Origin of the sequence: Niallia sp. Man26 (assembly GCF_022049065.2) — a bacterium.
GTDB lineage: Bacteria > Bacillota > Bacilli > Bacillales > Cytobacillaceae > Niallia.
On sequence record NZ_CP095743.1, the window covers coordinates 3,073,993 to 3,095,540 of the forward strand.

Consider the following 21,548-nt stretch of genomic DNA (forward strand, 5'->3'; position numbering starts at 1 on the left):
ATGGTATTAATCAGCATCTTTTTAAGCTTTTTGTTATCAAATATATTTGGATATGGCGGCGGTCCTGCCTCTATTCCACTCATGTATGAAGAGATTGTTAACCGGTACAATTGGCTGTCAAATGCGGAGTTTTCCAATATGCTCGCACTTGGAAACGCCCTGCCTGGTCCAATCGCAACAAAAATTGCTGCTTATGTCGGGTTTGGCATCGGTGGCTGGTGGGGCTTTATTGCTGCACTGGCAGCGACGGTCATTCCATCTGCTGCAGCGCTCATTTTCCTTGCCAATGTGATGAGCAAGCACCGCGATTCGAAAATAGTGAAAGGGATGACACTGTTGGTTCAGCCTGTTATTGCCGCATTGATGATAATCCTTACTTTTGAAATGCTGCAAGACTCCTATATTTCATTAGGCTGGATTCAAACAGCAGCAATCGCTGTAATCGCATTTGCCTTACTGCAAAAATTCAAAGTTCACCCAGCTTTTGTAATCATTCTTGCCTTCCTTTATGGTGGTCTTGTTGTTCCACATCTAAACAGTTAAAAGGAGAAAGGAACATATTTTATGACAAATGGACATGATCTTGCACCTAGCAAACTAGATCAGATTGATCATTTAATCTTGTCTTTATTGCATGATAACGGCAGGATTTCCTACACCGATATCGGCAAAGAAGTCGGGATCTCAAGGGTAGCTGTACAGATGCGGATTAATGCAATGATCGAAAATGGCATTATTGAAAAGTTCACGGCTGTAATAAATCCAGAAAAAATCGGCAAAACAGTTTCTGCTTTCTTCAATATTGATGTAGAACCGAAGCATCTCGAAGAAGTAGCCAAACTATTAGCAGACAATGCTGCTGTAGGCAGTCTCTATCATATGACTGGCCCCAGTAAACTGCATATGCACGGATTATTTGCTGATAATCAGGAAATGGAGCTATTCCTTACAGACAAGCTATATGCTATCGAAGGTGTCGTCAGCGTAGATTGCCAAATATTAATTAAAAGATACAAGAGCAGAATGGGAATGAAGCTGTAGCTTGCAGATTATCTCCATACAAAAAAGCAGGGATACATTCTCCCTGCTTTTATTTTTTTTCCTCATTTAAATTAAGAAAATCCCAAACCTCAGCCCAGCTATGAACCCTGTCATAAGAAAGATCTTTATTGTATGATTGATCTTTTACTAACAAGTGAACTCCTGTTTGTGCCAGTGTGTTTAGCACCGCTGGCTTATCATCCATATAGAAATCAAGGTCCAGGCTTGAAATAACATCGATTTTTTCATGATCAGCCATACCGCAGAAGAACTGCTCATCCTTAACTGGAAAGCCTTTAGTCTTCATCCATTCCTTCGTCCGTTCTGCAAATTCCTTATTACGTGCGGTAATATAATACACTTCATGTCCGCTATTTGTCAGCCTTTGCAGAAATTCAACTGCATTCGGATATGGCGGGCAATCTGTGAAATAAATTTCTTCGCTTAAAGTGGTCCACATGTTCTTCCCTTCATCAGCATTAAGGCCAAAGGGCTCATGTATTTCCACGGTCTTCAGTGCATGAAAATAATCGAGATGCACTTCCTTTTGCAGTTTCTTATTATATAAATGAAAGGCATGCTCTCTTAAATTTATTAATGTATCATCAATGTCAAAACCGAACTTCATCTATTGCATCCTTCCAATTAATTACTAACGCCAATTGCCGTTGCTTTTGGAAAATGATCCTTAAAAGTAGATTCTCTGTAAAGCTGTTCTGCTTGGACTTTTTCTACCTCTGTTTTCCGAATTGCTTCGTAGGTCTCTAATAGCGCTGGTGATTTGTGATAGAGTAAAATTTGTTTCAGCACTTCTGCAAGTTTTTCTGCATCCTTTAAGGAACTGTTGAGTCCAAATGCGCCGGTTGGGCTCATTGTGTGGGCTGCATCGCCTAAGAGCACTGCATTATTATTGATCCACGTGCTGCTTTTAGAGCTTTCCACCTTCAACAGGACAAAATCCTTCCATGCCTTAATATGAGTGCGGACAGTTTCCTCCAACTCAGGAAAAGCAGACAGAAGATTGTCGATAAAGTGCTCAAATGATCCTTTCCGGATTTTTGAGAAGCTTCCCTCCTCAATATTCCAGCCGATCTGAATATAACCTCCATATTGGGTAAACAGAGCAACCTGACTGCCGTTAACAAGAGCCATTTTAATCGCTGGCTCCCAGCCAGATGGAGCCGGAATTTTTGCCCACAGCAAATCATAACCATGCTTGATCGCTTCAACAGGAAAGCGCCCCTGCTTTCTTATCGTTGAAAACCTGCCGTCAGCACCGACAATTATCTTGCTGTTCACTTTTGTTTCTATGCCATTAATCCAGGCGACGACGCCTGAATACTCTCCTGTTTCAGTCTGAATGAGCTCTTTCACAACACTGTCCATTTCCAGCCTGAAGGCAGCCTCTTTCGATGATTCCTCCAACAGCAGCTTCAATAAATGCTTTTGCGGAACATGAATGCCAGTATGGCCTGTTTCTGAATGGGGAAGTATTCTTTTAACCACTTTGCCGTCTGCAATATAATCAACATGAGTCATGCAGAGTATGCCTTTTTCCTTCAGCTTAGCAAAAAGACCTGCGTCTATGAGGACTTGTTCTCCTTCCTCATTTAAATGCTCTCCACGAAATTCTTTATCTACATCATGATGCCGCTCCAGCAGGATTGTGGAAACCCCGGCCTTGCTAAGCAAATAAGCAAGCATTGCACCGCCGGGACCTGCACCAACAATACAAACTTCTGCATTCAGAACTGTCATTTCCCCATCCTCTTCCCTTAAACTTTAGCAGGATATGCGTAGACTTTTAAGTCTTCGCCTACCTTCTCCACTGTTTCAAACCTTAGCTGAACAGCTTCATCTATCGTATCTACATCCTCGCCTCTAAATGGTGTAAAAGAAGATTTTCCACCTAAGATTTTCGGCGCAATATAAACAATGTATTTTTGAATAAGTCTCTCTCTCATAAAGCTGGCATTTACTTCACTGCCGCCTTCGAGCAGAATATCTGTTACTCCTGCTTCATACAGCCTTTTCAATGCAGCTTGAAGGTCCATTTTCCCGTTTGTATATGGAACTTGAATAATTTGAACGCCCTTCTGTTTTAAACCTTCAGCCTTCTTGTCATCCTCGGCAAGACCAGTCAAAATAATCGTTTGTGCCTCAGAGCAATCTGCCACATTTGCATCGAGCGGTGTTCGCAGCTTGCTATCCAAAATAATCCTGATTGGATTTTTAGATGGTTGGTCTAATCGAGTCGTTAATTTCGGATTATCTGCTAATACTGTACCTACTCCAACTAGGATAGCATCTACCTCATTGCGAAGGTAATGCACTTCCTTCCGAGCCTCTTCCCCTGTAATCCATTGGCTGTGCCCTGTATAGGCAGCGATTTTTCCGTCTAAAGTCATCGCAACCTTTGATACAACAAATGGAGTTTGAGTAATCATATTATGCATAAAACGCTCATTGAGTTTTTTTGCTTCTTCCTCAAGCACACCAACTTCTACTTCGATCCCCGCTTCTTTTATGATGCCAATCCCCTTACCAGCAACATGAGGATTCGGATCTTGAGCTGCCACTACAACTCTTTTCACTCCAGAATCTTTGACTAAATTCGCACATGGCGGTGTTTTTCCATAGTGGGAGCAAGGCTCCAGCGTAACATATAGTGTAGCCCCTTTAGCATGTTCTCCTGCCATATTAAATGCATGTACCTCTGCATGCGGTTCTCCAGCCTTTCTGTGCAAACCGGAGCCTACTATGACGCCATCCTTCACTAATACCGCACCAACTACTGGGTTTGGATTTGTTTTTCCCTTCGCTGTTTCTGCAAGGTCCAATGCCATTTTCATAAAATCATGATCATTTCTCATCATCGTTTACTCCTCAAATTGTCACAATCTCTTCTTGCAATGGTATATGTCCAGATTTCTGCACTTTCGTGTCCAAATACTTCTCGTTAAACGCTGATCTGTCTCCCCATAACGGAACATTCTCACTTGCAGTTAATCCAATCTTCTTCAATGCTTCCAGCTTTTTAGGATTGTTCGTAATTAGTTTAACAGGCTTTGTGCGCAATGCTTGCAGGACACTGATCGGCTCTTCATAGCTTCTTGTGTCATCAGCAAAATCAAGAGCATGGTTTGCCTCTACTGTATCCAATCCTTCCTGCTGCAGCAAATAAGCTAATGACTTTGTGAACAGACCAATTCCTCTGCCTTCATGGTTGGCAAGGTAAAAGAGGGCACCACTGCCGTGTTCAACAATCATCTTCATTGACTGATGCAGCTGGAATCCGCAGTCACAGCGCTTGCTACCGAAAATATCACCTGTATGACAAATGCTGTGCATGCGGATAAGCGTATCTTCTGTCTGCTCAAAATCGCCATATACTAAGACTGATGATTGCTGCAAGTCTGCAAGATGCATCGAAGGCAAGCTGTTTAACAGCTCCTCTTTTGACTGCTGCTCTTCTATTGGCAGCCATGTGTACCATTGGAAAGTTACAACTTGATCTTCAAGCTGAACAGGCAGCTTGACTGGCCCGACAAGGCATATTTTTTTATCTTCCTTAAACGGAATCATTTTCATTTTATCTTGAAGAAGATCAATCACTTCTTTTTTCATATTTAAGTCTCCTTTAAATTTCATCTATCTTAATTTGTTCCAATCAAATATTTTTATCAAACCACTTACTATATGTAAGTAAGTATATATATATAAGAAAATAGCGTCAAGTAATTAATTTACCCATTTTTCTTTAGCATTTCCTTACATGAGCAATAAGTGATAATTATTATCATATCGGAAGATAGGTATTTGTACAAATAACTAATTTTACTGGTTCCCAAGACAAATTATTAGCTTTTTTTTTACATATTTTAAGTTGTGTGGTTTAATAGTAAAATCTCTATAAGAGTTTATTTCGCTAAAAAATAACTATTTTCAACTCTTCCTTATAAAAAAATAGGAGGCGCTTCCATTGAAAGAGAAAGAAAAAAAGATCATAGACTCTGCGCTGAAACTTTTCGCGCAAAAAGGATATTCCTCCACTTCCATTCAAGAAATAGCAAATGATTGCGGCATATCTAAAGGTGCTTTCTATATATATTTCAAGTCAAAGGATTCTTTATTATTTGCCATTCTTGATTATTATTACAAGGAATTAGTACAGCTTTTTGACAGCATTAGGCTAGAAGACATCACTGCAAAAGAAAAGCTGGTCGAACAGACAGCAGCTTTTTTTGAACATGCTTTGAAGCATAAGGATTTCATTATTATGCAAACCCGTGAGCAGGCGATTCCCCTTAATGATTCCATCAAGCATTTAATTATGCAGATGCAAACAGATATCAGAGAGTTTTCTCTAGCATATCTGCTCGAATTATATGGAGAAAAAACGAGCCGCTTTCATTTAGATTTGCAAATCATGTACGAAGGGTTACTGCAGTCCTTCTTAAGACTTCTTCTTCATGATCAGATTGACAGGAATGCTAAAGATGTTTCCGAATATTTATGGAGAAGAATGGACTCCATTGCAGCAGGTATTATGGAAGAGAAGCCAATATTCACTGAAGCGAATCTTTACAAATTAATGCATAAGCCAAAAATCGATTTTATGGCAGATGCTACAGAAAAATCCCTGGATATCCTTAATCAAATTCGCAAGCTTACAGAAAGCTATCCTAACAAGGAAACGATTGAAGTTACCCTTGATGTTCTAGAGTCAGAAATCAAAACAGATGCCCCAAGAAGTCCAATTATTCAAGGAATGCTTTCCAATCTTGAAGGACATGAAGAATTGCAGGACTGGATTGAAAAAATTAAAAGGCATTATCAAATAACCTCACATAAGTGAACATATAAAAATCTTTCATTTCATTATGAAAGGTTTTTTATATGTCCATAATGGTTTTATACACATGATGATGAGGTGAAATATATTGCCGAATACCGTACTAACCGCTTTTCTGCGCCTGCCTATCAGTGTGAGGATTTTGTCAATCGCAGCAAGTATTATCCTATTTTTTGGATTAATCATCACCATAGTGGAGCCAAAAACCTTTCCGACTTTTTTTGAGGGGGTTTGGTGGGCTATTATCACAGCCTCCACTGTTGGTTATGGTGATTACGCTCCAAGCACCATTGTAGGAAGAATTGCCGGCATGCTGCTCATATTGACTGGTGCAGGGTTTTTATCGACTTATTTAGTAACTTTGGCAACAGCAGCAGTCGCCAGACAAAATGCCTTTATAGAAGGGAAATCAACTTTTAGAGGACAGAGTCATATCGTGATTATCGGCTGGAATGAGCGTTCGAAGGCATTGATTAATACGATCATCAAGGATGGGAAGAGATCACTCCTCACTCTTATTGATGAATCGCTCCCAAAAAACCCGCTGCCAGAATCGCTTCATTTTATCCAAGGCAATCCAAATATTGATGAAACACTCCTGCGGGCAAATATCTCACAGGCTAACAAGGTAATCATCACCTCTGACCAAAGCAAAGATGAAATGAACGCCGATATGAATTCGATTTTGACACTGCTTGCAATAAAAGGACTGAATCCAGAGGTTCCTTGCATCATTGAGATATTGACTGCTGAGCAAGTGACTAATGCACACAGAGCAGGTGCAGATGAGATTATTCAAACCAATCGCCTGTCGAGCTTTGTCATGCACAGCAGTCTCAATTCGCAAGAAACAATGATTGCCTTTCTCGATTTACTGGGGAACTTCAAGGACAAGAGATTGCAAATTGTTTCTTTGGGCGAATGGACAAACGACGAGCAGCTGAATTTTGCTGCCCTCAGTTCGTATCTTCTTTTAGAGGACAAACTCTTGTTAGGAGTTAAAAGAGGCAGCCAATCCTACATTAAACCTGGTGCCTCCTTTATAGTAGAAGAAAAGGATGAGCTGATCTTGATTGCCGGCTCATAAATGCATGAAAAAACAGCGCTTGCCATATTTAGCGCTGTTTTTTTGTTTATTAATATTAGTTGTTTAAATAGGTTTTACATGCTTCCATACATTGCAAGCAAACTTCAGCACAATACTGACAATGCTTATGGTCATGTTTTTGGCATTCCTGTGCACAATCCTCACAAACTTGCATACAGATTTTAGCAAGTTCTTTAGCATATGGAGATTGACGGATAATAGCCTGTTCTAGATATCCACAGAATTCCAAGCATTCTCGGTCTGTTCGTATGCAGTCTATCATCATGCTTGATTTATCTTCAGCGAGACATTCATTCAGGCAATGATTGCAGACTATCATACATTCTTGCAATGCCCTTACTAATGTTTGTTCTTGTTCTACTAGCATAGTATCCCTCCTTAACACTTATGTAACCTAGTAGTTATTTATCCTTAAATCTCCTCCTAAAAACATGAAATGATAGATTTATAAAATGAGAAAGGGCAATCCATTTCGGATTGCCCTTTTTTACTCTTATTTCAAACGGCTTTCAAGTTCCGCTTTTTTCTCTTCAAAACCTGGTTTACCAAGCAATGCAAACATGTTAACTTTATAAGCTTCTACTCCCGGCTGATCGAATGGATTTACACCAAGAAGGTATCCGCTGATAGCGCAAGCTTTTTCGAAGAAATACACTAAGTAACCGAAAGTATATTCATCCATTTCAGGAATTGTCACAATCAGATTCGGCACACCGCCGTCTGTATGTGCAAGAAGCGTACCTTCAAATGCTTTGTTGTTTACGAAGTCAACTGTTTTGCCAGCAAGATAGTTCAAGCCGTCAAGGTCGTTTTCTTCTGCTTCAATTGTTAATTCATGACGAGGCTTGTCCACTTTAACAACTGTTTCGAAAATATCGCGACGTCCTTCTTGAACATATTGCCCTAATGAGTGCAAGTCAGTTGAGAAGTTAGCGGAAGATGGATAAATACCTTTTTGGTCTTTTCCTTCGCTCTCGCCGAAAAGCTGCTTCCACCATTCAGAGAAGTATTGAAGTCCTGGCTCATAGTTGATAAGCATTTCGATTGTTTTGCCTTTATTGTAAAGCACGTTGCGAACTGCAGCATATTGGTATGCAGCATTTTCACTAAGTTCAGATGAGCTGAAGTCTTCACGAGCAGCTGCTGCACCTTTCATCATTGCTTCAATGTCTGCACCGCTTACAGCGATTGGAAGCAAGCCTACTGCTGTAAGAACAGAGTAACGACCGCCGACATCATCAGGAATAACAAAAGTTTCAAAGCCTTCTTCAGTAGCAAGTGTTTTTAGTGCACCGCGCGCTTTATCAGTTGTTGCATAAATTCTTGATTTAGCTTCTTCTGCTCCGTATTTTTGTTCCAAAAGCTTGCGGAAAATACGGAATGCGATAGCAGGCTCTGTTGTTGTGCCTGATTTAGAGATAACATTGATTGAGAAATCTTTGTCACCTAAGAAATCGATAACATCGCTCATATATGTTGAGCTGATGTCTTTACCGATAAAGATGATTTGCGGAGTTTTTCTTTTATCCTTAGACAAAGCATTGTGGAAGCTGTGGTTCAGCATCTCGATTGCTGCACGTGCTCCAAGATAAGATCCGCCGATTCCGATAACAAGCAATACTTCAGAATCGTTTTGGATTTTTTGTGATGCTTTTAAGATACGGGAAAATTCTTCTTTATCGTAATCAACAGGAAGATCAATCCAGCCTAAAAAGTCGCTTCCAGCTCCTGTTTTTTCATGTAGGGAATGATGAGCCACTTTAACTGCATCAGATAGGTATGTAATTTCATGTTCTCCAAAAAAGCTTAATGCCTTTGAGTAATCAAAACGAACGTGTGTCATGAATGATCCTCCATTATATTTATTTTTGTATCCTCTTTCACTTTATCGAAAGTGTCCAAACTAATCAAGAATGAGATTGTTTTGAAAGCGGATACAACTTGAGTTTTTTTCGGTTATTCTTCTTTTAGTCACTATTACCTACTAAGTCCCAGCTATTAACATAGCTGGGACTTAGTAATTTTTTTATAATAAGCTCTGCTTACAAGGAAGCTTTGTAAATGGAGCGAACATCATCCGCCTTCAATAAATTGAAGCGTCCGAATTCTCCTCTTGCCATTGCTCTGTCCACCATCAGCTCAAGCTTGCTGTCATCAATATCATAGTCTGCCAGCCTTGAAGGTGCTCCGATGCTGTTCCAGAATTCTCTAAGCTTCTCAATGCCTTCCAATCCAGCTTCTTCATCTGTTTTACCTTCTGGATCAACCCCAAATACCCGAACAGCAAGCTGCTTGAATCTTGAAGGTTTTACACTTAAGTTATGCTTCATCCAGTTAGGGAATAGAATAGCAAGTCCCCCTCCGTGCGGAATGTCATAAACTGCTGATACAGCATGCTCAATATTGTGAGTTGCCCAGTCTCCCTGGTAGCCCATGTTAAGCATTCCGTTTAATGCCATTGTACCGGAGTACAGGATTGTGGAACGATATTCATAATTCTCTAAGTCGTTAACAAGTTTTGGACCTGTTTCCATTACTGTCTTAAGCAAGGACTCACACATATAGTCTTGGAATTGTGTATTTTCTTCCAAATGGAAATAATGCTCAAGTACATGAGACATCATGTCTACAATTCCATAAATTGTCTGATTTTTAGGTACTGTGTATGTATTCTCTGGATCGAGGATAGAGAAAACAGGGAATGTAAGCGGGCTTCCCCAGCCGTATTTTTCTTGCGTTTCCCAATTAGTAATAACAGAGCCTGAATTCATTTCAGAGCCTGTAGCTGCTAATGTTAATACAGTTCCAAATGGTACAGCATCACTTGGTATTGCTTTTCTTGTTACGATATCCCAAGGATCACCGTCATATTTTGCTCCGACAGAAATTGCTTTCGTGCAATCGATGACACTTCCTCCACCTACTGCTAAAAGGAAATCAATTCCCTCTGTCTTACAGATATCCACACCTCTTTGAACTGTAGTTAAGCGAGGGTTTGGTTCAACTCCTGAAAGTTCAAACACTTCTTTATTATTTTCTTTTAAAAGCTCAATAACTTGATCGTATAAACCGCTGCGTTTAATACTACCTCCACCATATACAAGAAGGACTTTATTTCCGTATGGAGCCAGTTGATCTGCAAGCTGGGATAGTTGGCCTTTCCCAAAGATCAGTTTTGTCGGGTTATAGAATGTAAAATTATTCATGTTCCCTTTTCCTCCTATTATAAATATTAATGCTCCTTTTGCTTCCCAATACTAGAAACCAGCAGGAGGACACTATTTATTATTTACTAAAGTAATTCGAAAATCAAAAGATAAGAACTGGATTTTTTTATAGTTGCTTACCAAACTTTATAATGCCCCAAAAAAGGAAAAAATGCAGACAAAGAAATGCATAAATATATTCTCTTTGCATCATGATAATAGGGAATCCAATACAAGGAGGAAACAATCATGAGTGGTATTCAAAGAACAGCTTTAGTGTTAACGATTATTGGAGCAATAAATTGGGGACTAATTGGATTTTTTCAATTTGATTTAGTAGCAGCAATCTTTGGCGGTCAAGAATCAGCATTATCCAGAATCATTTACGGATTAGTTGGGATTGCCGGTTTGATTAACTTAGGATTGTTGTTTAAACCAAGTGCCGAAGTTTCTCGTGAACCTGAACCAAGATCTGCTAAATAAGATTTTTCAATAAAAAAAGCAGGATGCTTATGGCATCCTGCTTCTTTTATTATTTCTTAATTAGGTCATTGCGGTTAGACTGGTCAATCCACTCTTGCAATTTGTCTTTAAGCGTATTGAAACCTTGGCTGCTGTCTGCATCTACTTTAACTGGTGCAGCTTGGCGTTTAGCACGAGGCTTTTTAGCTTTTTCAGCATCAGCAGGTGCTGCTGGCGCTTCTTCTGTAGCGCGGATAGACAAGCCGATTTTTCCAGCATTATCATCAACAGAAAGAACCTTAACTTTTACTTCGTCGCCTACTTTAAGAAATTCATTAATATCTTTAACATAGCCGTGTGTTACTTCTGAAATATGAACAAGGCCTTGCAAGTTTTCGTCTAAAGAAACGAAAGCGCCGTATGGCTGAATGCCTGTTACCTTTCCTGTAATTATGCTTCCAACTTCGATTTTATCTGACATGAGAACACTCCTAGTTTTTATATTCATTTTTCCTTTAATATGCATTATAAAATTATATCACAAAACAGACCTTAATACAAAAGTATTTATTATTATCTCTGAATTGTGCTTTGTCAGTTAAAGTTTTTGCAAATTTTTTAAATAAATGCTGACTGATTTTTTCCAAACGAAAGGACCGTTTTAAAAACGGTCCTTGTTACTTACTGTATCTTTCTGTAAAAGCCTTCATTCTCTTTAAAGCTTCTTGCAGCTGTTCTAAGGAAGATGCATAAGAACAGCGGATATGGCCTTCCCCGCTCTCGCCAAACACATTTCCCGGCACAACCGCTACCTTTTCTTCCATCAGCAGCTTTTCAGCGAATTGTTCTGATGTCAGCCCAGTTGATGTAATATCAGGGAATGCATAAAAAGCTCCACCTGGAATATGACAAGTCAGCCCCATTTCGTTTAATGACTGTACAACGAAATTACGTCTTCTTCGATAGCTCTTCTTCATTTCCTCGACATCGTTGCTGCCTGATCTCAACGCTTCAAGTCCGGCAAATTGCGCCATTGTCGGAGCACACATTAAGCTGTATTGATGGATTTTAAGCATAGCCTGCGTCAATTCTTCCGGTGCGCAAACAAAACCAAGTCTCCAGCCCGTCATCGCGAACCCTTTTGAGAATCCGGATATGAGCAATGTTCTCTCCCACATGCCGTTTAGGGCGCTCATACTTGTATATTCCTCGTCATAGCACAGCTCTGCATATATCTCATCAGAAATTATAAGCAGGTCATGCTTCTTAGCAACGTCTGCGATTGCTGCTAATTCTGCTGCAGACAATAGGGAGCCTGTCGGATTGCTCGGGGAGCATATCATGATTGCTTTTGTCTTATCTGTAATCACTTCCTCCAGCTGCTCTGGCAGAACCTTGAACTCATGTTCTTTTAACGTCTGAACAGGTACCGGCACACCGCCTGCAAGTGTAACTAGCGGTGCATACGCAACAAAACAAGGTTCAAGCACGATCACTTCCTCATCTGGATTTAGAATCGCCCGCAACGCAATATCAATCGCCTGGCTCGCACCAACTGTTACAATAATCTCTGAATTCGGATTATAAGCGACCTGGAATCTTCTGTTCATGTAAGACGATATTTCCTCGCGCAGCTCAAGCATTCCTGGATTTGCCGTATAGGAAGTATAGCCTTGCTCTAAGGAAAGAATAGCAGCTTCCCTTGCTGACCATGATGTAACAAAGTCAGGTTCACCGACTCCAAGTGAGATGACCCCTTCCATATTGGAAGCCAAATCAAAAAATCGTCTTATCCCGGAAGGCTTCATTTCTGCTACTTTGTCGGCGATATAGCTTTTCGTTTGATTCATCACGGTGACACCACTATCCTTTTATCATCATTATTCGGTTCAAAAATTGTTCCATCATGTTTATACTGCTTTAGAATAAAATGGGTTGTTGTGGAAAGAACAGAATCCAAAGTGGACAGCTTTTCCGAAACAAATCTTGCCACATCATTCATCGATTTCCCTTCAATAATCACAGACAGATCATATGTCCCTGACATTAAATACAGCGATTTCACTTCTTGGAAACGATAAATTCTTTGGGCTACTTCATCAAATCCAACTCCCCGTTTTGGAGTTACTTTAACATCAATCATTGCTGTAACGCCTTCATGTCCTTCAACCTTTGACCAGTCAACAATACTTGTATAGCGGACAACTACTTTCAAATCTTCAAGCTTTGCGACAATTTCTTTCGTTGTCTGAAGGTCCTCTTCAATCATTTTAGCTATGTCTTCATCTGTAATACGGGCGTTTTTTTCTAAAATTTCTGCCACTTCAATTTCTTTTTCCGTCAACTTCATCTTTATCCCTCCAGATTATACAGTACTTTTTTATTGCAAATTACAGGGAGCAAGAGCCGTTATCTTTTGTTAACAGCAGCTTTGTCGATATAGAAAGACACTCATCCATTGGTATGAATTCCTCAAAAGAAAACTCATAAATTTTTTGGATTTCTGCTGCAAGCTCTTCCCTATTGTCCAGCTCATGGACGGCATAGACGCAATCGGCTATTTCCGTATCATAATTCCCTTCCCCAAGCTTGAAGGGATCCCATTCATTCAGCAGTTTTACAAGCTCTAGATTAACTTCTTGATTGTTCATACTTTCACCTTTTTACTCCTATTTTGCTGTCCATATTCTATCACAAAATATACGCAGTTAACACGATAACAGCTAAAAAGGGCTATTTTTTTGCGGTCCTAATTTTTACGATACAGAGAACCAATAGGTCAATTTATTTACTCTATACATTTTATTGCAGATTCATTGACAAAATAGAAATCGAGGAATATCCTAAAGGAAAGTTGCGCAAAGGAAACATTTTATCACTTAGGAAAAATCAACAGAAATCAGGTGAACATATGGATAAAAGTAAAGAGGCTTCTCACGCAGGTTCTGTATTACATGGTCCTGGAGGGCTAAGAAAGTTCCTGCCGTTTCTTGGTCCTGCCTTTATTGCTGCAATTGCTTATATCGATCCAGGAAATTTCGCAACAAACATAGCTGCAGGTTCTCAATATGGTTATTTATTATTATGGGTTATCTTGTTTTCAAATATTATGGCCTTAATTATTCAGTCACTGTCTGCAAAATTAGGGATTGCTACAGGAAAAAATCTAGCTGAGGTCGCCCGGGAGGAATTTCCTAAGCCTGTCAGCATCGGTTTATGGATTCAAGGTGAAATAGTTATCATTGCTACCGATTTAGCTGAATTTATTGGTGCTGCACTCGGCATTTACTTACTGTTTGGCATTCCGATGCTTGAATCAAGCATTATCGCTGCAATCGGCAGCTTTGCCATACTGGAGCTGCAAAGACGAGGCTACAGATCGCTTGAGGCTGGGATAACAGCAATGCTGTTTATAGTTGTCTTATCCTTTATTGTGCAAATGTTCTTCGCAAAACCAGAGCTCCATTCTGTGCTGCACGGTTTGTTTACACCACAATTCCAAGGAACAGACAGTGTACTGCTTGCAGCTGGAATACTCGGAGCAACGGTTATGCCCCACGCGATTTATCTGCACTCTGCCTTAACGCAAAAACGGATTGTCGGTACAACAGAAAAAGAGAAGAAAATGATTTTCCGCTTTGAGTTTTTTGATATCCTTATTGCCATGCTGATTGCAGGATTTATTAATGCGGCTATGCTTATTGTCGCAAGTGCCTTATTCCATGCAAATGGCTTTATCGTAAATGACTTGGATGTTGCCTTTCAGCATTTCGAGCAGCTTGTAAGTCCAGCTTCAGCTATTCTGTTCGGTCTCGGCCTTTTGATTGCCGGCCTGTCCAGCTCGTCTGTTGGTACTATGTCCGGAGATGTCATTATGCAAGGCTTCATTCAATTTCGAATTCCCATCTATGTCAGAAGGCTGATTACGATTATTCCGCCCATTATTATTATTGCATCAGGAGTAAATCCTACATCAGCATTAGTATTAAGCCAGGTTATTCTTTCATTTGGAATTGGCTTCGCATTAATCCCGTTAATTATGTTTACAAGCAGCAAACGGATTATGGGCAGCCTGCAAAACTCGAAAGCAATTACGATTATCTCTTGGCTGATCGCAGCAGTTATTGTCCTTTTAAATCTTTTTTTACTGTACGATACTTTCTTCTAATAAAAGAAAAGAAGCATGCAAACCAACTGGTTTCATGCTTCTTTTTGCTATCTTTTGACTTCGCCGCAATAAACTCGTTCCCCCGAATTACCTGCCGGCTGTGTCATTCCATCATCTGCCTGGTCAGTGATGACAATGGATGTTCCTTTCGGTTTAAATAATGAATTCTTGCCGTCCCTTAATGTGACTTGCGGTGCCAACAGCTCAGCTTTGACAGTTCCGTCATCCTCAACAATTAGATTGGGAAGGTCTCCTGCATGAGCTCCTTTTGGATGGAGCAGACCATGCTCCTTATCCTCAGGATTAAAGTGATTTCCTGCACTTTGAAATGTAGGAGCCTCACATTTTCCTACCTCATGTATGTGTAGGCCATGTACTCCAGGTGTCAACCCCTTTAAGTTGACTGTAAGCATCACTCCTGCAGACTGCTCCTCCAAATTAATACTGCCTAAAGAATCGCCGACATCATTGAACATTTCCACATCTACCTTTGTTGCTTCTCCTTCCGCACAGCCTGCCATTAAAAGAAGCAATGCTAACATAGGCATGATTTTTTTCATTTACGAACTCCTCCAATACCGATAATAGGAGTATTATTTGTAGAATTGTTTAAATTATGCTGTTTCCCTGTTTCTAACATAGTGATTTATTATGGTACTATTTAAGAAAGAATGTTTTTGGAGGCGAATGATGTGGAAGAGCTAACAATTGGCACAAAGGTTACTGCCATATACAAAACAGGCAAATATATCGGCGAAATTACAGATATACGCAGCAACAGCTACTTAGTGAGGGTATTAGCTGTTCTTAAGCACCCTATGCAAGGTGATTTACATAATCCGAAGCAGGCAGAAAATGTCTTTTTTCATGAGCGAAAAGCCCTCTCATACAGAGAACAGATGAATACTCCCAAACCGATGGTAAAGCCATATGAGGAGGAGACTCCAGAATACGGGACATCCCTTTTGCAGGCTGTCTCGAAAATGAAGGATGAACTGAGTAAAGACAATTCCCCATTTGCAGCAAGGAGCTTAAGCAATCTTGACATACTGGAGCAGGAGTACCGCCGGGCAATTACAAAAGCTTAATTTTTTTCGGGATTTCTTCCTTATATGGGAGGAATCCTTTTTAGGCAAAAAAATAAAAGGGTGGCAACTAGTAGAACAAGCTTAGCTGTCAATCCTTTTTTCATGCAAATTTATTATAAAACTTAGATAGATCAATTAAATCGCCAATCGTTGTCGTTTCCGTCTTTCCTAAATACCTTTTGTCCTTTTCAACAAACTTAAATATGTCATAGGTTGTCAGCGCATCATCTAAGGCGCGGTGATGTCTTCCTGTCCCTTCGCTCCCGTATTCCCGCACTGCTTTCCATAATCCTGTCTGATTTTGGTCTCCGAAAAACCGCTTATATTCCATCGACAAATCTATTTCACTGCAAGCAAGAGGAAATGACGCACCTGCCATAGTGCAATTATTCCTGAGCACCTTCATGTCCATATTACCCCATGTTACAACTGTATTTGAGAAACCGCTGCCCATCTCCTTGATTTTATCGAGCAAACCGTGAAATGGAATTCCGTTATCGACTTGTTCCTGATGTATGTGCAGGAAGGATTTGCATCGCTCTGAAAGAATGGGAAACTTGCTTGGAGCCACATAGGCAGAAAAGGTTTCTCTTATCTTGTCATTAACGACGGCGACGATGCCCACTTCAATTATTTCAGGTTGAAAACCTTTATACTTAGCATTTTTTTCTGGCATGGTAAACTCAAAATCTATAAATAAATATTGTTGCTGCTTCTCCATTTTTTCACCTTCTTTCTCTAAGTAAATCTCCGATCCATCTATCCTAAAAACCTTTTCTTATATTATAACAGAATATTCGCGAAGCTTTAAAATTTTCTATTTATTTTTTTGTTTACTATTATGGTAATATTTTGCCCTTTTTTTCAGCAAAATACTTCATGCATATTTATAAAAAATCCTTTATGCTTTTATTAACGGATTTTAAGTAATGAGGGAAAATTAATGCGAAAAAAACTTGGGGTTTCCTTTATAGTAATAATGCTAATTGCTTTAGTAGCTGTTCTTTATTTTACAGCAGCAGAAAAAAAGAAATATGTCAGCTTCCATCAATTTTTGGACGACAATATACCAGTCTCTTCCATGACACTCGCTCAATCTAGCTACATTTTGGATAATAGTGGAAGAAGTATATCAGAAATCAGCCCGCAAGCAGGGATACGAAAAAACTTGATAAATGAAGAAATCCCCCAATATGTGAAAGATTTGTTCATCTTATCAGAGGATCAGCATTTTTATGAACATGCTGGCTTTGATCTGCCGGCAATCGGGAGGGCTCTCTTGACCAATGCTGAATCAGATACTATTGAACAAGGCGGGAGTACTATTACCCAGCAGTTAGCCCGGAATATGTTTCAATCTTACGATAAAACCTACAATCGAAAACTAAAAGAGCTTCTATACGCTTATGAGCTTGAAAGAAAGTGGTCAAAAGCAGAAATTCTTACTCAATATATTAATGCCGTTTATTTTGCCAATAATATGTATGGCATTGAAGCAGCAGCGAATTATTACTTCAGCAGCAAATTGAGTGACTTGTCCAAAGCAGAACTGTCTTTTTTGGCAAGCATCCCTAATAATCCAACTATATATGATCCGCTTAAACATTTTGAGCAAACAAAAAAGAGACAAGAACGGTTAATATCCTTAATGGAAAAAGAGGGTAAAATATCCAGCAGTGAAGCTAAAAAGATGACAAATGAAAAAATAACACTTCACGTGCAAAAGAAAACAGATTTTTATCCAGACTATGTCTCATATGTGGAGGATGAATTACGAGCACTCGTTTCTGAAGAAAAAGGTTATGCTAAAAAAATAACAAAAGCAAATGACAAGGAAAAGGAAATTCTCAGCAAAGAGCTGGATGCTGAAGTTCAGAAGCTCCTTGAAAGTGGCGTTATTATTCATACAGGAATGGACCGCAGCTTGCAGGAGAAAGCGGTAAAAGCAGTGAAAAGCTCCCTGATAACAACAGATGTAGAAGCAGCAGCAGTTGTCATCGATCACAAGAGCCATACAATAGGCGCACTTGTTGGCGGGAAGAACTATAAAAAATATGAGTTTAACCGGAGCTATCAAGCATATCGCCAGCCTGGTTCTGCTATCAAGCCGCTTCTTGTGTATGGACCTTATCTGCAGGAAACAGGTAAAGGAGTTAAATCCACCGTTAATGCGGATGCTTTTTGCAAAGACGGTTATTGCCCGCAAAATTACAGTGGTCAAGACTATGGAAATGTCACATTAGATCAAGCTTTTATTCATTCCTATAATACACCTGCTGTCAGGCTTGCAGATAGTATTGGACTAAAAACTGCTTTCAGCTATTTAGCTCATTTTCCTTTTAAAAAGGTGACAGAAGAGGATGTTCATCTGTCCTCCGCTATCGGTGGATTCACAGTTGGTATGTCTCCGCTTGAGATGACGAATGCTTATACTGTCTTTGGAAATAACGGCAGCTTTAAAAGCTCACATGCCATCACGTCCGTAACAGATGCTGACGGCAATCTGCTTTATGAATGGAAGGAAGCAGAGGAAACGGTCTGGAATAAAGCGACGAATGACAAGATGAGAACCTTGCTAAAACACACAGTGACATCCGGAACAGCAAAGAAGGCAAATTTTCAAGCTCCTTATCTGGGAGGAAAAACTGGTACTACAAATGATTATAAAGATTATTGGATGGTCGGTTTATCTAATGATTTAACTGTTGGTGTTTGGGTCGGAAAGGATGCCCCAACCAATTTGAAAAGCATTGAAAGCAATGCTCCCCATCTTTCTATTTGGAAAAAGATATTGATACCATAAAAAAGCACCTGTTCAAAAAATGGACAGGTGCTTTTTTAGATTGGCAAGCTGCCAATAATAGCGTTATATAGCTTGATACATAATAACAGAAATCCTGTAATCATGACAGCCCATGTTAATACTTGAAAGAAAATATAAAAAATGATTCCGCTAAAATTCAGACTGCCGCTTGCAGAGTTAACGAAATAAACAAAGTAAACAAGTGTCGTCACGACAAAGATAGCAAGAAGAATAATATAGCTGTATACACCGAACAAGGAGAGAATACTGCCGCAAAAATAAATGAAGCTTCCTTTCCTTGTTTTGATTAAGCTGTCCCCTTTTGAATCAATGGAAAAAAACAATAACGATAACCCATTTAAAGTGTCTGCAATCAGTTTAAGTGCAGATAACGCCATAAAAATAAACACGCAAAAAAACAGCAGCAATGCAAGCCTAATCCCTGTCTCTGAGAAAAATTCCAACAAACCCTCATACATCCCCAGCCTTTTAAAAAGGTCAATCACTGTTGACTGGATGCGGATTGCAAAAGATAAGCTAAAAAAACTGATAGAAAAAAGCGGAAAGTAACTAGTCAGATATGTATTCATCTAATTCCTTTAATAACTCCTTATGCTAAACATTGGTAATAAAGATATAGCTCTTATTGTATTAGGAAATGCCTTATTAAGCAAAAATCCATCTTTCTAAAAGCTTACTCCTCTCTATTTTTTCCTTACATATTGGTTAATACACAAAGTATGAACAATTTTAATGAAGCTTTAAAAACAATATGTACCAATCCAATACAGGGCTTAATAAAGGGGGTTTAAGCACATACTATTATTGTCCTACAAGAAGGGGCAAATTATAACTGGGGTGAAGCTAAATGGAAAATATTCGTGAAGGTTTAATTCCGACTGTTTTAGGTACTGCAGTAACTACAGCTGGCCTTGTAATGAAGCAGAACCGCAAAATCGACTCTATGGTTTCCAATACGGTGTTTGGCTTTGGCTTAGCACATATTGTATTAGGAGCGATTGATTTAGTGGAGCACCGCAACAAGTAATGAATTTATGCATTAGCGCGAAGCGGCTTTTCGTTTCGCCTAGTGCTTTTTTTATTACGCCAAAGGACATAAAAGTGCCTAAAGTGTACATATGAAAAACTGGATAGGAATACGATAAAGTAGCCACTAACAGAAACCGATTGGAGTGAATAATATGTTAAGACCTTCTCATCGTGTTTATCCTTATCAGCCAATTCCCATTCACCCATATTTGCATTATCCTTATCCCATTCGTCAGCTTCCGGAAGTAAAGCCAGATCAGTTTGTTAAAAGTGCGCAAAGCAGCATGGCCCTGTTAACAGATGCAAATACACTTATAACAAGATTCCAATCAAGAGATTATGCAAGAAGAGTTATGCAAGCAGCTCAAGCCTCCAATTCCAGCGCTGTAAATGAATTACTTCGCACAAGCGGAATAAAAAACCTCCCAAAAATTAAATATAATCCGGATGGAATCACACTTGATTTTGACAATAAGAATGCTCCTCCATGCTGTTATTTAACATTGAAGCTGCGCTGGAGTGAATAATAAAAAAAAACTCCCGCATACAAATAATGCGGGAAAATACTTTTAATAATAAGGGTATGGGCCGTACGGAGCTGGACCATATGGAACCGGTCCATAAGGGACTGGCGGTCCATAAAAATAAGGTCTTGGTCTAACTAGCGCACCTCCGACTGCTCCTCCTACTAATCCACCTATTAATCCACCAACTAATGGTGCTCCAAAGAAAATTCTTGAATCTTGAGGACGATATCTATATCCATACATATGCACGCATTGCCTCCTCTTCTTTATTTGTAGCAGTATACTCTATTACATATGCATCTGTCCCTCTTTTGGACTGGGCAGCCGCCTTCCCTGTAAAAATTCTCCCTTAATAGGCTTGGGGATTATCATTATTTTTCGCACCTTTCACCCACTGCTTGTTTATACTATAGGGAAAAAACTTGAACTACAGGAGGCAAGGGCATAGAGATGAATGAGTTGTTTGATCTAACAGGCAAAACAGCTATTGTAACAGGCGGGGGACGAGGGTTAGGCAAAGAGATGGCCGCTGCATTAGGCGAAGCAGGTGCCAACATTGTTATTTGCTCAAGAAAGCTAAGCAACAGCAGTGAAACAGTCGAGTTTCTTAAAGAAAAAGGTATACAGGCATTGGCACTTTCTTGTGATGTTTCCAATCAAAAGGATATCGATCAGGTTATCGCAAAAACTGAAGAACAGTTTGGCTCCATAGACATTCTTGTTAACAACAGCGGCACTTCCTGGATAGCACCTACATTAGATTATCCGGAAGATAAATGGGACAAAGTGATGGATGTAAATGTTAAAGGAACCTTTATGTTTTCCCAAGCTGCTGCCAAAAAAATGCTGCAGCAAAAAAGCGGAAAAATTATCAACATCTCCTCTGTTACAGCTAACTTCGGCACACACCCTCTTTTCTTAGATGCAATTGCCTATAATACGAGCAAAGGTGCGATTATAACTCTAACTAAAGAACTAGCAGTAAAACTAGCTCCGTATAATATCCAAGTCAATGCAATTGCTCCGGGCTTTTTCCCAACAAAAATCACTTCTGTATTAGAGAAACATGAAAAACAGCTATTGATGAAGATTCCAGCACATAGAGTCGGCGACTCCAGTGACTTAAAAGGGTTGACACTATTATTGGCAGGCATAGGTTCGGACTATATAACAGGACAGACTATTGCCATAGATGGCGGTTTGTCATCCATGCTCTAAGCTTTGCAAGGGTGTGACAAAT

The 21,548-nt window shown here is 39.6% G+C and carries 26 protein-coding genes; 11 read left to right on the plus strand and 15 right to left on the minus strand.

The genetic code is table 11. The annotated features are described in order from the left end of the window. A complete protein-coding gene (chrA, locus tag L8T27_RS15565) occupies positions 1-543 on the plus strand; it encodes a chromate efflux transporter ChrA (protein WP_233316449.1) in 543 nt (180 codons plus the stop codon). A gap of 21 nt (positions 544-564) precedes the next feature. Beyond that, positions 565-1,041, plus strand: coding sequence for a chromate efflux transcriptional regulator ChrS (gene chrS / locus L8T27_RS15570; RefSeq protein ID WP_233316450.1), 477 nt, complete (start codon positions 565-567; stop codon positions 1,039-1,041). A 49-nt stretch (positions 1,042-1,090) separates the two neighbouring features. Here chrS and L8T27_RS15575 read toward each other — a convergent pair whose 3' ends face one another. From L8T27_RS15575 to L8T27_RS15590, 4 genes are read right to left on the minus strand one after another with little or no spacing between them, the layout of a single operon-like run. After that, complete coding sequence (locus L8T27_RS15575; protein WP_237941838.1) at positions 1,091-1,669, minus strand: 5' nucleotidase, NT5C type; 579 nt, start codon at positions 1,667-1,669, stop codon at positions 1,091-1,093. Between the two features lie 17 nt (positions 1,670-1,686). Next, the gene (locus L8T27_RS15580; RefSeq protein ID WP_237941839.1) at positions 1,687-2,799 is read right to left on the minus strand and encodes an FAD-dependent monooxygenase; all 1,113 of its coding nucleotides are present in this window, start codon (positions 2,797-2,799) and stop codon (positions 1,687-1,689) included. Positions 2,800-2,816: 17 nt separating this feature from the next. Then, the gene (ribD, locus tag L8T27_RS15585; protein ID WP_233316622.1) at positions 2,817-3,914 is read right to left on the minus strand and encodes a bifunctional diaminohydroxyphosphoribosylaminopyrimidine deaminase/5-amino-6-(5-phosphoribosylamino)uracil reductase RibD; all 1,098 of its coding nucleotides are present in this window, start codon (positions 3,912-3,914) and stop codon (positions 2,817-2,819) included. Between the two features lie 13 nt (positions 3,915-3,927). Beyond that, positions 3,928-4,668, minus strand: a complete 741-nt coding sequence (locus tag L8T27_RS15590; protein WP_233316453.1) for a GTP cyclohydrolase II — start codon at positions 4,666-4,668, stop codon at positions 3,928-3,930. Between the two features lie 355 nt (positions 4,669-5,023). On the opposite strand from L8T27_RS15590, the gene L8T27_RS15595 reads away from it, so the two are divergent. Both L8T27_RS15595 and L8T27_RS15600 read left to right on the plus strand, forming a co-directional pair. Continuing rightward, positions 5,024-5,899, plus strand: a complete 876-nt coding sequence (locus tag L8T27_RS15595) for a TetR/AcrR family transcriptional regulator (protein WP_233316454.1) — start codon at positions 5,024-5,026, stop codon at positions 5,897-5,899. Between the two features lie 85 nt (positions 5,900-5,984). Continuing rightward, a complete protein-coding gene (locus tag L8T27_RS15600) occupies positions 5,985-6,983 on the plus strand; it encodes an ion channel (protein WP_237941840.1) in 999 nt (332 codons plus the stop codon). 55 nt (positions 6,984-7,038) lie between these two features. On the opposite strand, the gene L8T27_RS15605 is transcribed toward L8T27_RS15600, so the two are convergent. From L8T27_RS15605 to L8T27_RS15615, 3 genes are all read right to left on the minus strand, one after another. After that, positions 7,039-7,371, minus strand: coding sequence for a four-helix bundle copper-binding protein (locus L8T27_RS15605; protein ID WP_233316456.1), 333 nt, complete (start codon positions 7,369-7,371; stop codon positions 7,039-7,041). A gap of 126 nt (positions 7,372-7,497) precedes the next feature. Continuing rightward, positions 7,498-8,847 (minus strand): glucose-6-phosphate isomerase, encoded by a 1,350-nt coding sequence (locus L8T27_RS15610; RefSeq protein WP_233316457.1) that lies wholly within the window; start codon positions 8,845-8,847, stop codon positions 7,498-7,500. A 199-nt stretch (positions 8,848-9,046) separates the two neighbouring features. Then, a complete protein-coding gene (locus L8T27_RS15615) occupies positions 9,047-10,210 on the minus strand; it encodes an iron-containing alcohol dehydrogenase (protein ID WP_237941841.1) in 1,164 nt (387 codons plus the stop codon). A 249-nt stretch (positions 10,211-10,459) separates the two neighbouring features. Between L8T27_RS15615 and L8T27_RS15620 the strand changes: the two genes are divergently transcribed. Beyond that, entirely contained in the window at positions 10,460-10,693 is a 234-nt protein-coding gene (locus tag L8T27_RS15620) for a DUF378 domain-containing protein (protein WP_233316459.1), read from the plus strand. 49 nt (positions 10,694-10,742) lie between these two features. Here L8T27_RS15620 and yugI read toward each other — a convergent pair whose 3' ends face one another. The 4 genes from yugI to L8T27_RS15640 all read right to left on the minus strand — a co-directional run bounded on the left by yugI (position 10,743) and on the right by L8T27_RS15640 (position 13,323). Next, positions 10,743-11,153 (minus strand): S1 domain-containing post-transcriptional regulator GSP13, encoded by a 411-nt coding sequence (gene yugI / locus L8T27_RS15625; RefSeq protein WP_233316460.1) that lies wholly within the window; start codon positions 11,151-11,153, stop codon positions 10,743-10,745. A 196-nt stretch (positions 11,154-11,349) separates the two neighbouring features. Beyond that, positions 11,350-12,522 carry an aminotransferase gene (locus L8T27_RS15630; protein WP_233316461.1) on the minus strand — a complete coding sequence of 391 codons (1,173 nt, stop codon included), beginning with the start codon at positions 12,520-12,522 and terminating at the stop codon, positions 11,350-11,352. Further along, a complete protein-coding gene (locus L8T27_RS15635) occupies positions 12,522-13,022 on the minus strand; it encodes an Lrp/AsnC family transcriptional regulator (protein ID WP_233316462.1) in 501 nt (166 codons plus the stop codon). The genes L8T27_RS15630 and L8T27_RS15635 overlap by 1 nt, the downstream gene beginning before the upstream one ends. A gap of 40 nt (positions 13,023-13,062) precedes the next feature. Next, positions 13,063-13,323, minus strand: a complete 261-nt coding sequence (locus L8T27_RS15640; protein WP_233316463.1) for a DUF1871 family protein — start codon at positions 13,321-13,323, stop codon at positions 13,063-13,065. Positions 13,324-13,583: 260 nt separating this feature from the next. Between L8T27_RS15640 and L8T27_RS15645 the strand changes: the two genes are divergently transcribed. Next, complete coding sequence (locus L8T27_RS15645; protein ID WP_267913430.1) at positions 13,584-14,840, plus strand: Nramp family divalent metal transporter; 1,257 nt, start codon at positions 13,584-13,586, stop codon at positions 14,838-14,840. A 47-nt stretch (positions 14,841-14,887) separates the two neighbouring features. Here the strand turns inward: L8T27_RS15645 and L8T27_RS15650 are convergent, their stop codons facing one another. Further along, on the minus strand, positions 14,888-15,400 hold the full coding sequence (locus tag L8T27_RS15650) for a superoxide dismutase family protein (protein ID WP_233316464.1): 513 nt from the start codon (positions 15,398-15,400) through the stop codon (positions 14,888-14,890). Between the two features lie 132 nt (positions 15,401-15,532). Here L8T27_RS15650 and kapB point away from each other — a divergent pair, with 132 nt between their 5' ends. Further along, a complete protein-coding gene (gene kapB, locus L8T27_RS15655) occupies positions 15,533-15,928 on the plus strand; it encodes a kinase-associated lipoprotein KapB (protein ID WP_233316465.1) in 396 nt (131 codons plus the stop codon). Positions 15,929-16,028: 100 nt separating this feature from the next. On the opposite strand, the gene kapD is transcribed toward kapB, so the two are convergent. Further along, positions 16,029-16,649, minus strand: coding sequence for a 3'-5' exonuclease KapD (gene kapD, locus L8T27_RS15660; protein WP_233316466.1), 621 nt, complete (start codon positions 16,647-16,649; stop codon positions 16,029-16,031). A 222-nt stretch (positions 16,650-16,871) separates the two neighbouring features. Here kapD and L8T27_RS15665 point away from each other — a divergent pair, with 222 nt between their 5' ends. Beyond that, positions 16,872-18,731, plus strand: coding sequence for a transglycosylase domain-containing protein (locus L8T27_RS15665; RefSeq protein WP_237941842.1), 1,860 nt, complete (start codon positions 16,872-16,874; stop codon positions 18,729-18,731). Between the two features lie 35 nt (positions 18,732-18,766). Here the strand turns inward: L8T27_RS15665 and L8T27_RS15670 are convergent, their stop codons facing one another. Next, positions 18,767-19,321 (minus strand): DUF5366 family protein, encoded by a 555-nt coding sequence (locus tag L8T27_RS15670; RefSeq protein WP_233316468.1) that lies wholly within the window; start codon positions 19,319-19,321, stop codon positions 18,767-18,769. A gap of 278 nt (positions 19,322-19,599) precedes the next feature. Here L8T27_RS15670 and L8T27_RS15675 point away from each other — a divergent pair, with 278 nt between their 5' ends. After that, positions 19,600-19,779 (plus strand): asparagine synthase, encoded by a 180-nt coding sequence (locus L8T27_RS15675; protein WP_233316469.1) that lies wholly within the window; start codon positions 19,600-19,602, stop codon positions 19,777-19,779. A 154-nt stretch (positions 19,780-19,933) separates the two neighbouring features. Then, on the plus strand, positions 19,934-20,308 hold the full coding sequence (locus tag L8T27_RS15680) for a YuzC family spore coat inner layer protein (protein ID WP_233316470.1): 375 nt from the start codon (positions 19,934-19,936) through the stop codon (positions 20,306-20,308). 42 nt (positions 20,309-20,350) lie between these two features. On the opposite strand, the gene L8T27_RS15685 is transcribed toward L8T27_RS15680, so the two are convergent. Continuing rightward, positions 20,351-20,551: a hypothetical protein gene (locus L8T27_RS15685; protein ID WP_233316471.1), complete on the minus strand. Its 201-nt coding sequence runs from the start codon at positions 20,549-20,551 to the stop codon at positions 20,351-20,353. A gap of 201 nt (positions 20,552-20,752) precedes the next feature. Here L8T27_RS15685 and L8T27_RS15690 point away from each other — a divergent pair, with 201 nt between their 5' ends. Then, positions 20,753-21,526, plus strand: coding sequence for an SDR family oxidoreductase (locus tag L8T27_RS15690; protein ID WP_237942335.1), 774 nt, complete (start codon positions 20,753-20,755; stop codon positions 21,524-21,526). Positions 21,527-21,548: the final 22 nt, after the last annotated feature.

What these genes read in the sequence shown, in the direction of transcription:
- chrA (WP_233316449.1), top strand. Translation starts at nt 1, where the DNA reads ATGGTATTAATCAGCATCTTTTTAAGCTTTTTGTTATCAAATATATTT.
- chrS (WP_233316450.1), top strand. Translation starts at nt 565, where the DNA reads ATGACAAATGGACATGATCTTGCACCTAGCAAACTAGATCAGATTGAT.
- L8T27_RS15575 (WP_237941838.1), bottom strand. Translation starts at nt 1,669, where the DNA reads ATGAAGTTCGGTTTTGACATTGATGATACATTAATAAATTTAAGAGAG.
- L8T27_RS15580 (WP_237941839.1), bottom strand. Translation starts at nt 2,799, where the DNA reads ATGACAGTTCTGAATGCAGAAGTTTGTATTGTTGGTGCAGGTCCCGGC.
- ribD (WP_233316622.1), bottom strand. Translation starts at nt 3,914, where the DNA reads ATGAGAAATGATCATGATTTTATGAAAATGGCATTGGACCTTGCAGAA.
- L8T27_RS15590 (WP_233316453.1), bottom strand. Translation starts at nt 4,668, where the DNA reads ATGAAAAAAGAAGTGATTGATCTTCTTCAAGATAAAATGAAAATGATT.
- L8T27_RS15605 (WP_233316456.1), bottom strand. Translation starts at nt 7,371, where the DNA reads ATGCTAGTAGAACAAGAACAAACATTAGTAAGGGCATTGCAAGAATGT.
- L8T27_RS15610 (WP_233316457.1), bottom strand. Translation starts at nt 8,847, where the DNA reads ATGACACACGTTCGTTTTGATTACTCAAAGGCATTAAGCTTTTTTGGA.
- L8T27_RS15615 (WP_237941841.1), bottom strand. Translation starts at nt 10,210, where the DNA reads ATGAATAATTTTACATTCTATAACCCGACAAAACTGATCTTTGGGAAA.
- L8T27_RS15620 (WP_233316459.1), top strand. Translation starts at nt 10,460, where the DNA reads ATGAGTGGTATTCAAAGAACAGCTTTAGTGTTAACGATTATTGGAGCA.
- yugI (WP_233316460.1), bottom strand. Translation starts at nt 11,153, where the DNA reads ATGTCAGATAAAATCGAAGTTGGAAGCATAATTACAGGAAAGGTAACA.
- L8T27_RS15630 (WP_233316461.1), bottom strand. Translation starts at nt 12,522, where the DNA reads ATGAATCAAACGAAAAGCTATATCGCCGACAAAGTAGCAGAAATGAAG.
- L8T27_RS15635 (WP_233316462.1), bottom strand. Translation starts at nt 13,022, where the DNA reads ATGAAGTTGACGGAAAAAGAAATTGAAGTGGCAGAAATTTTAGAAAAA.
- L8T27_RS15640 (WP_233316463.1), bottom strand. Translation starts at nt 13,323, where the DNA reads ATGAACAATCAAGAAGTTAATCTAGAGCTTGTAAAACTGCTGAATGAA.
- L8T27_RS15645 (WP_267913430.1), top strand. Translation starts at nt 13,584, where the DNA reads ATGGATAAAAGTAAAGAGGCTTCTCACGCAGGTTCTGTATTACATGGT.
- L8T27_RS15650 (WP_233316464.1), bottom strand. Translation starts at nt 15,400, where the DNA reads ATGAAAAAAATCATGCCTATGTTAGCATTGCTTCTTTTAATGGCAGGC.
- kapD (WP_233316466.1), bottom strand. Translation starts at nt 16,649, where the DNA reads ATGGAGAAGCAGCAACAATATTTATTTATAGATTTTGAGTTTACCATG.
- L8T27_RS15665 (WP_237941842.1), top strand. Translation starts at nt 16,872, where the DNA reads ATGCGAAAAAAACTTGGGGTTTCCTTTATAGTAATAATGCTAATTGCT.
- L8T27_RS15670 (WP_233316468.1), bottom strand. Translation starts at nt 19,321, where the DNA reads ATGAATACATATCTGACTAGTTACTTTCCGCTTTTTTCTATCAGTTTT.
- L8T27_RS15675 (WP_233316469.1), top strand. Translation starts at nt 19,600, where the DNA reads ATGGAAAATATTCGTGAAGGTTTAATTCCGACTGTTTTAGGTACTGCA.
- L8T27_RS15680 (WP_233316470.1), top strand. Translation starts at nt 19,934, where the DNA reads ATGTTAAGACCTTCTCATCGTGTTTATCCTTATCAGCCAATTCCCATT.
- L8T27_RS15685 (WP_233316471.1), bottom strand. Translation starts at nt 20,551, where the DNA reads ATGTATGGATATAGATATCGTCCTCAAGATTCAAGAATTTTCTTTGGA.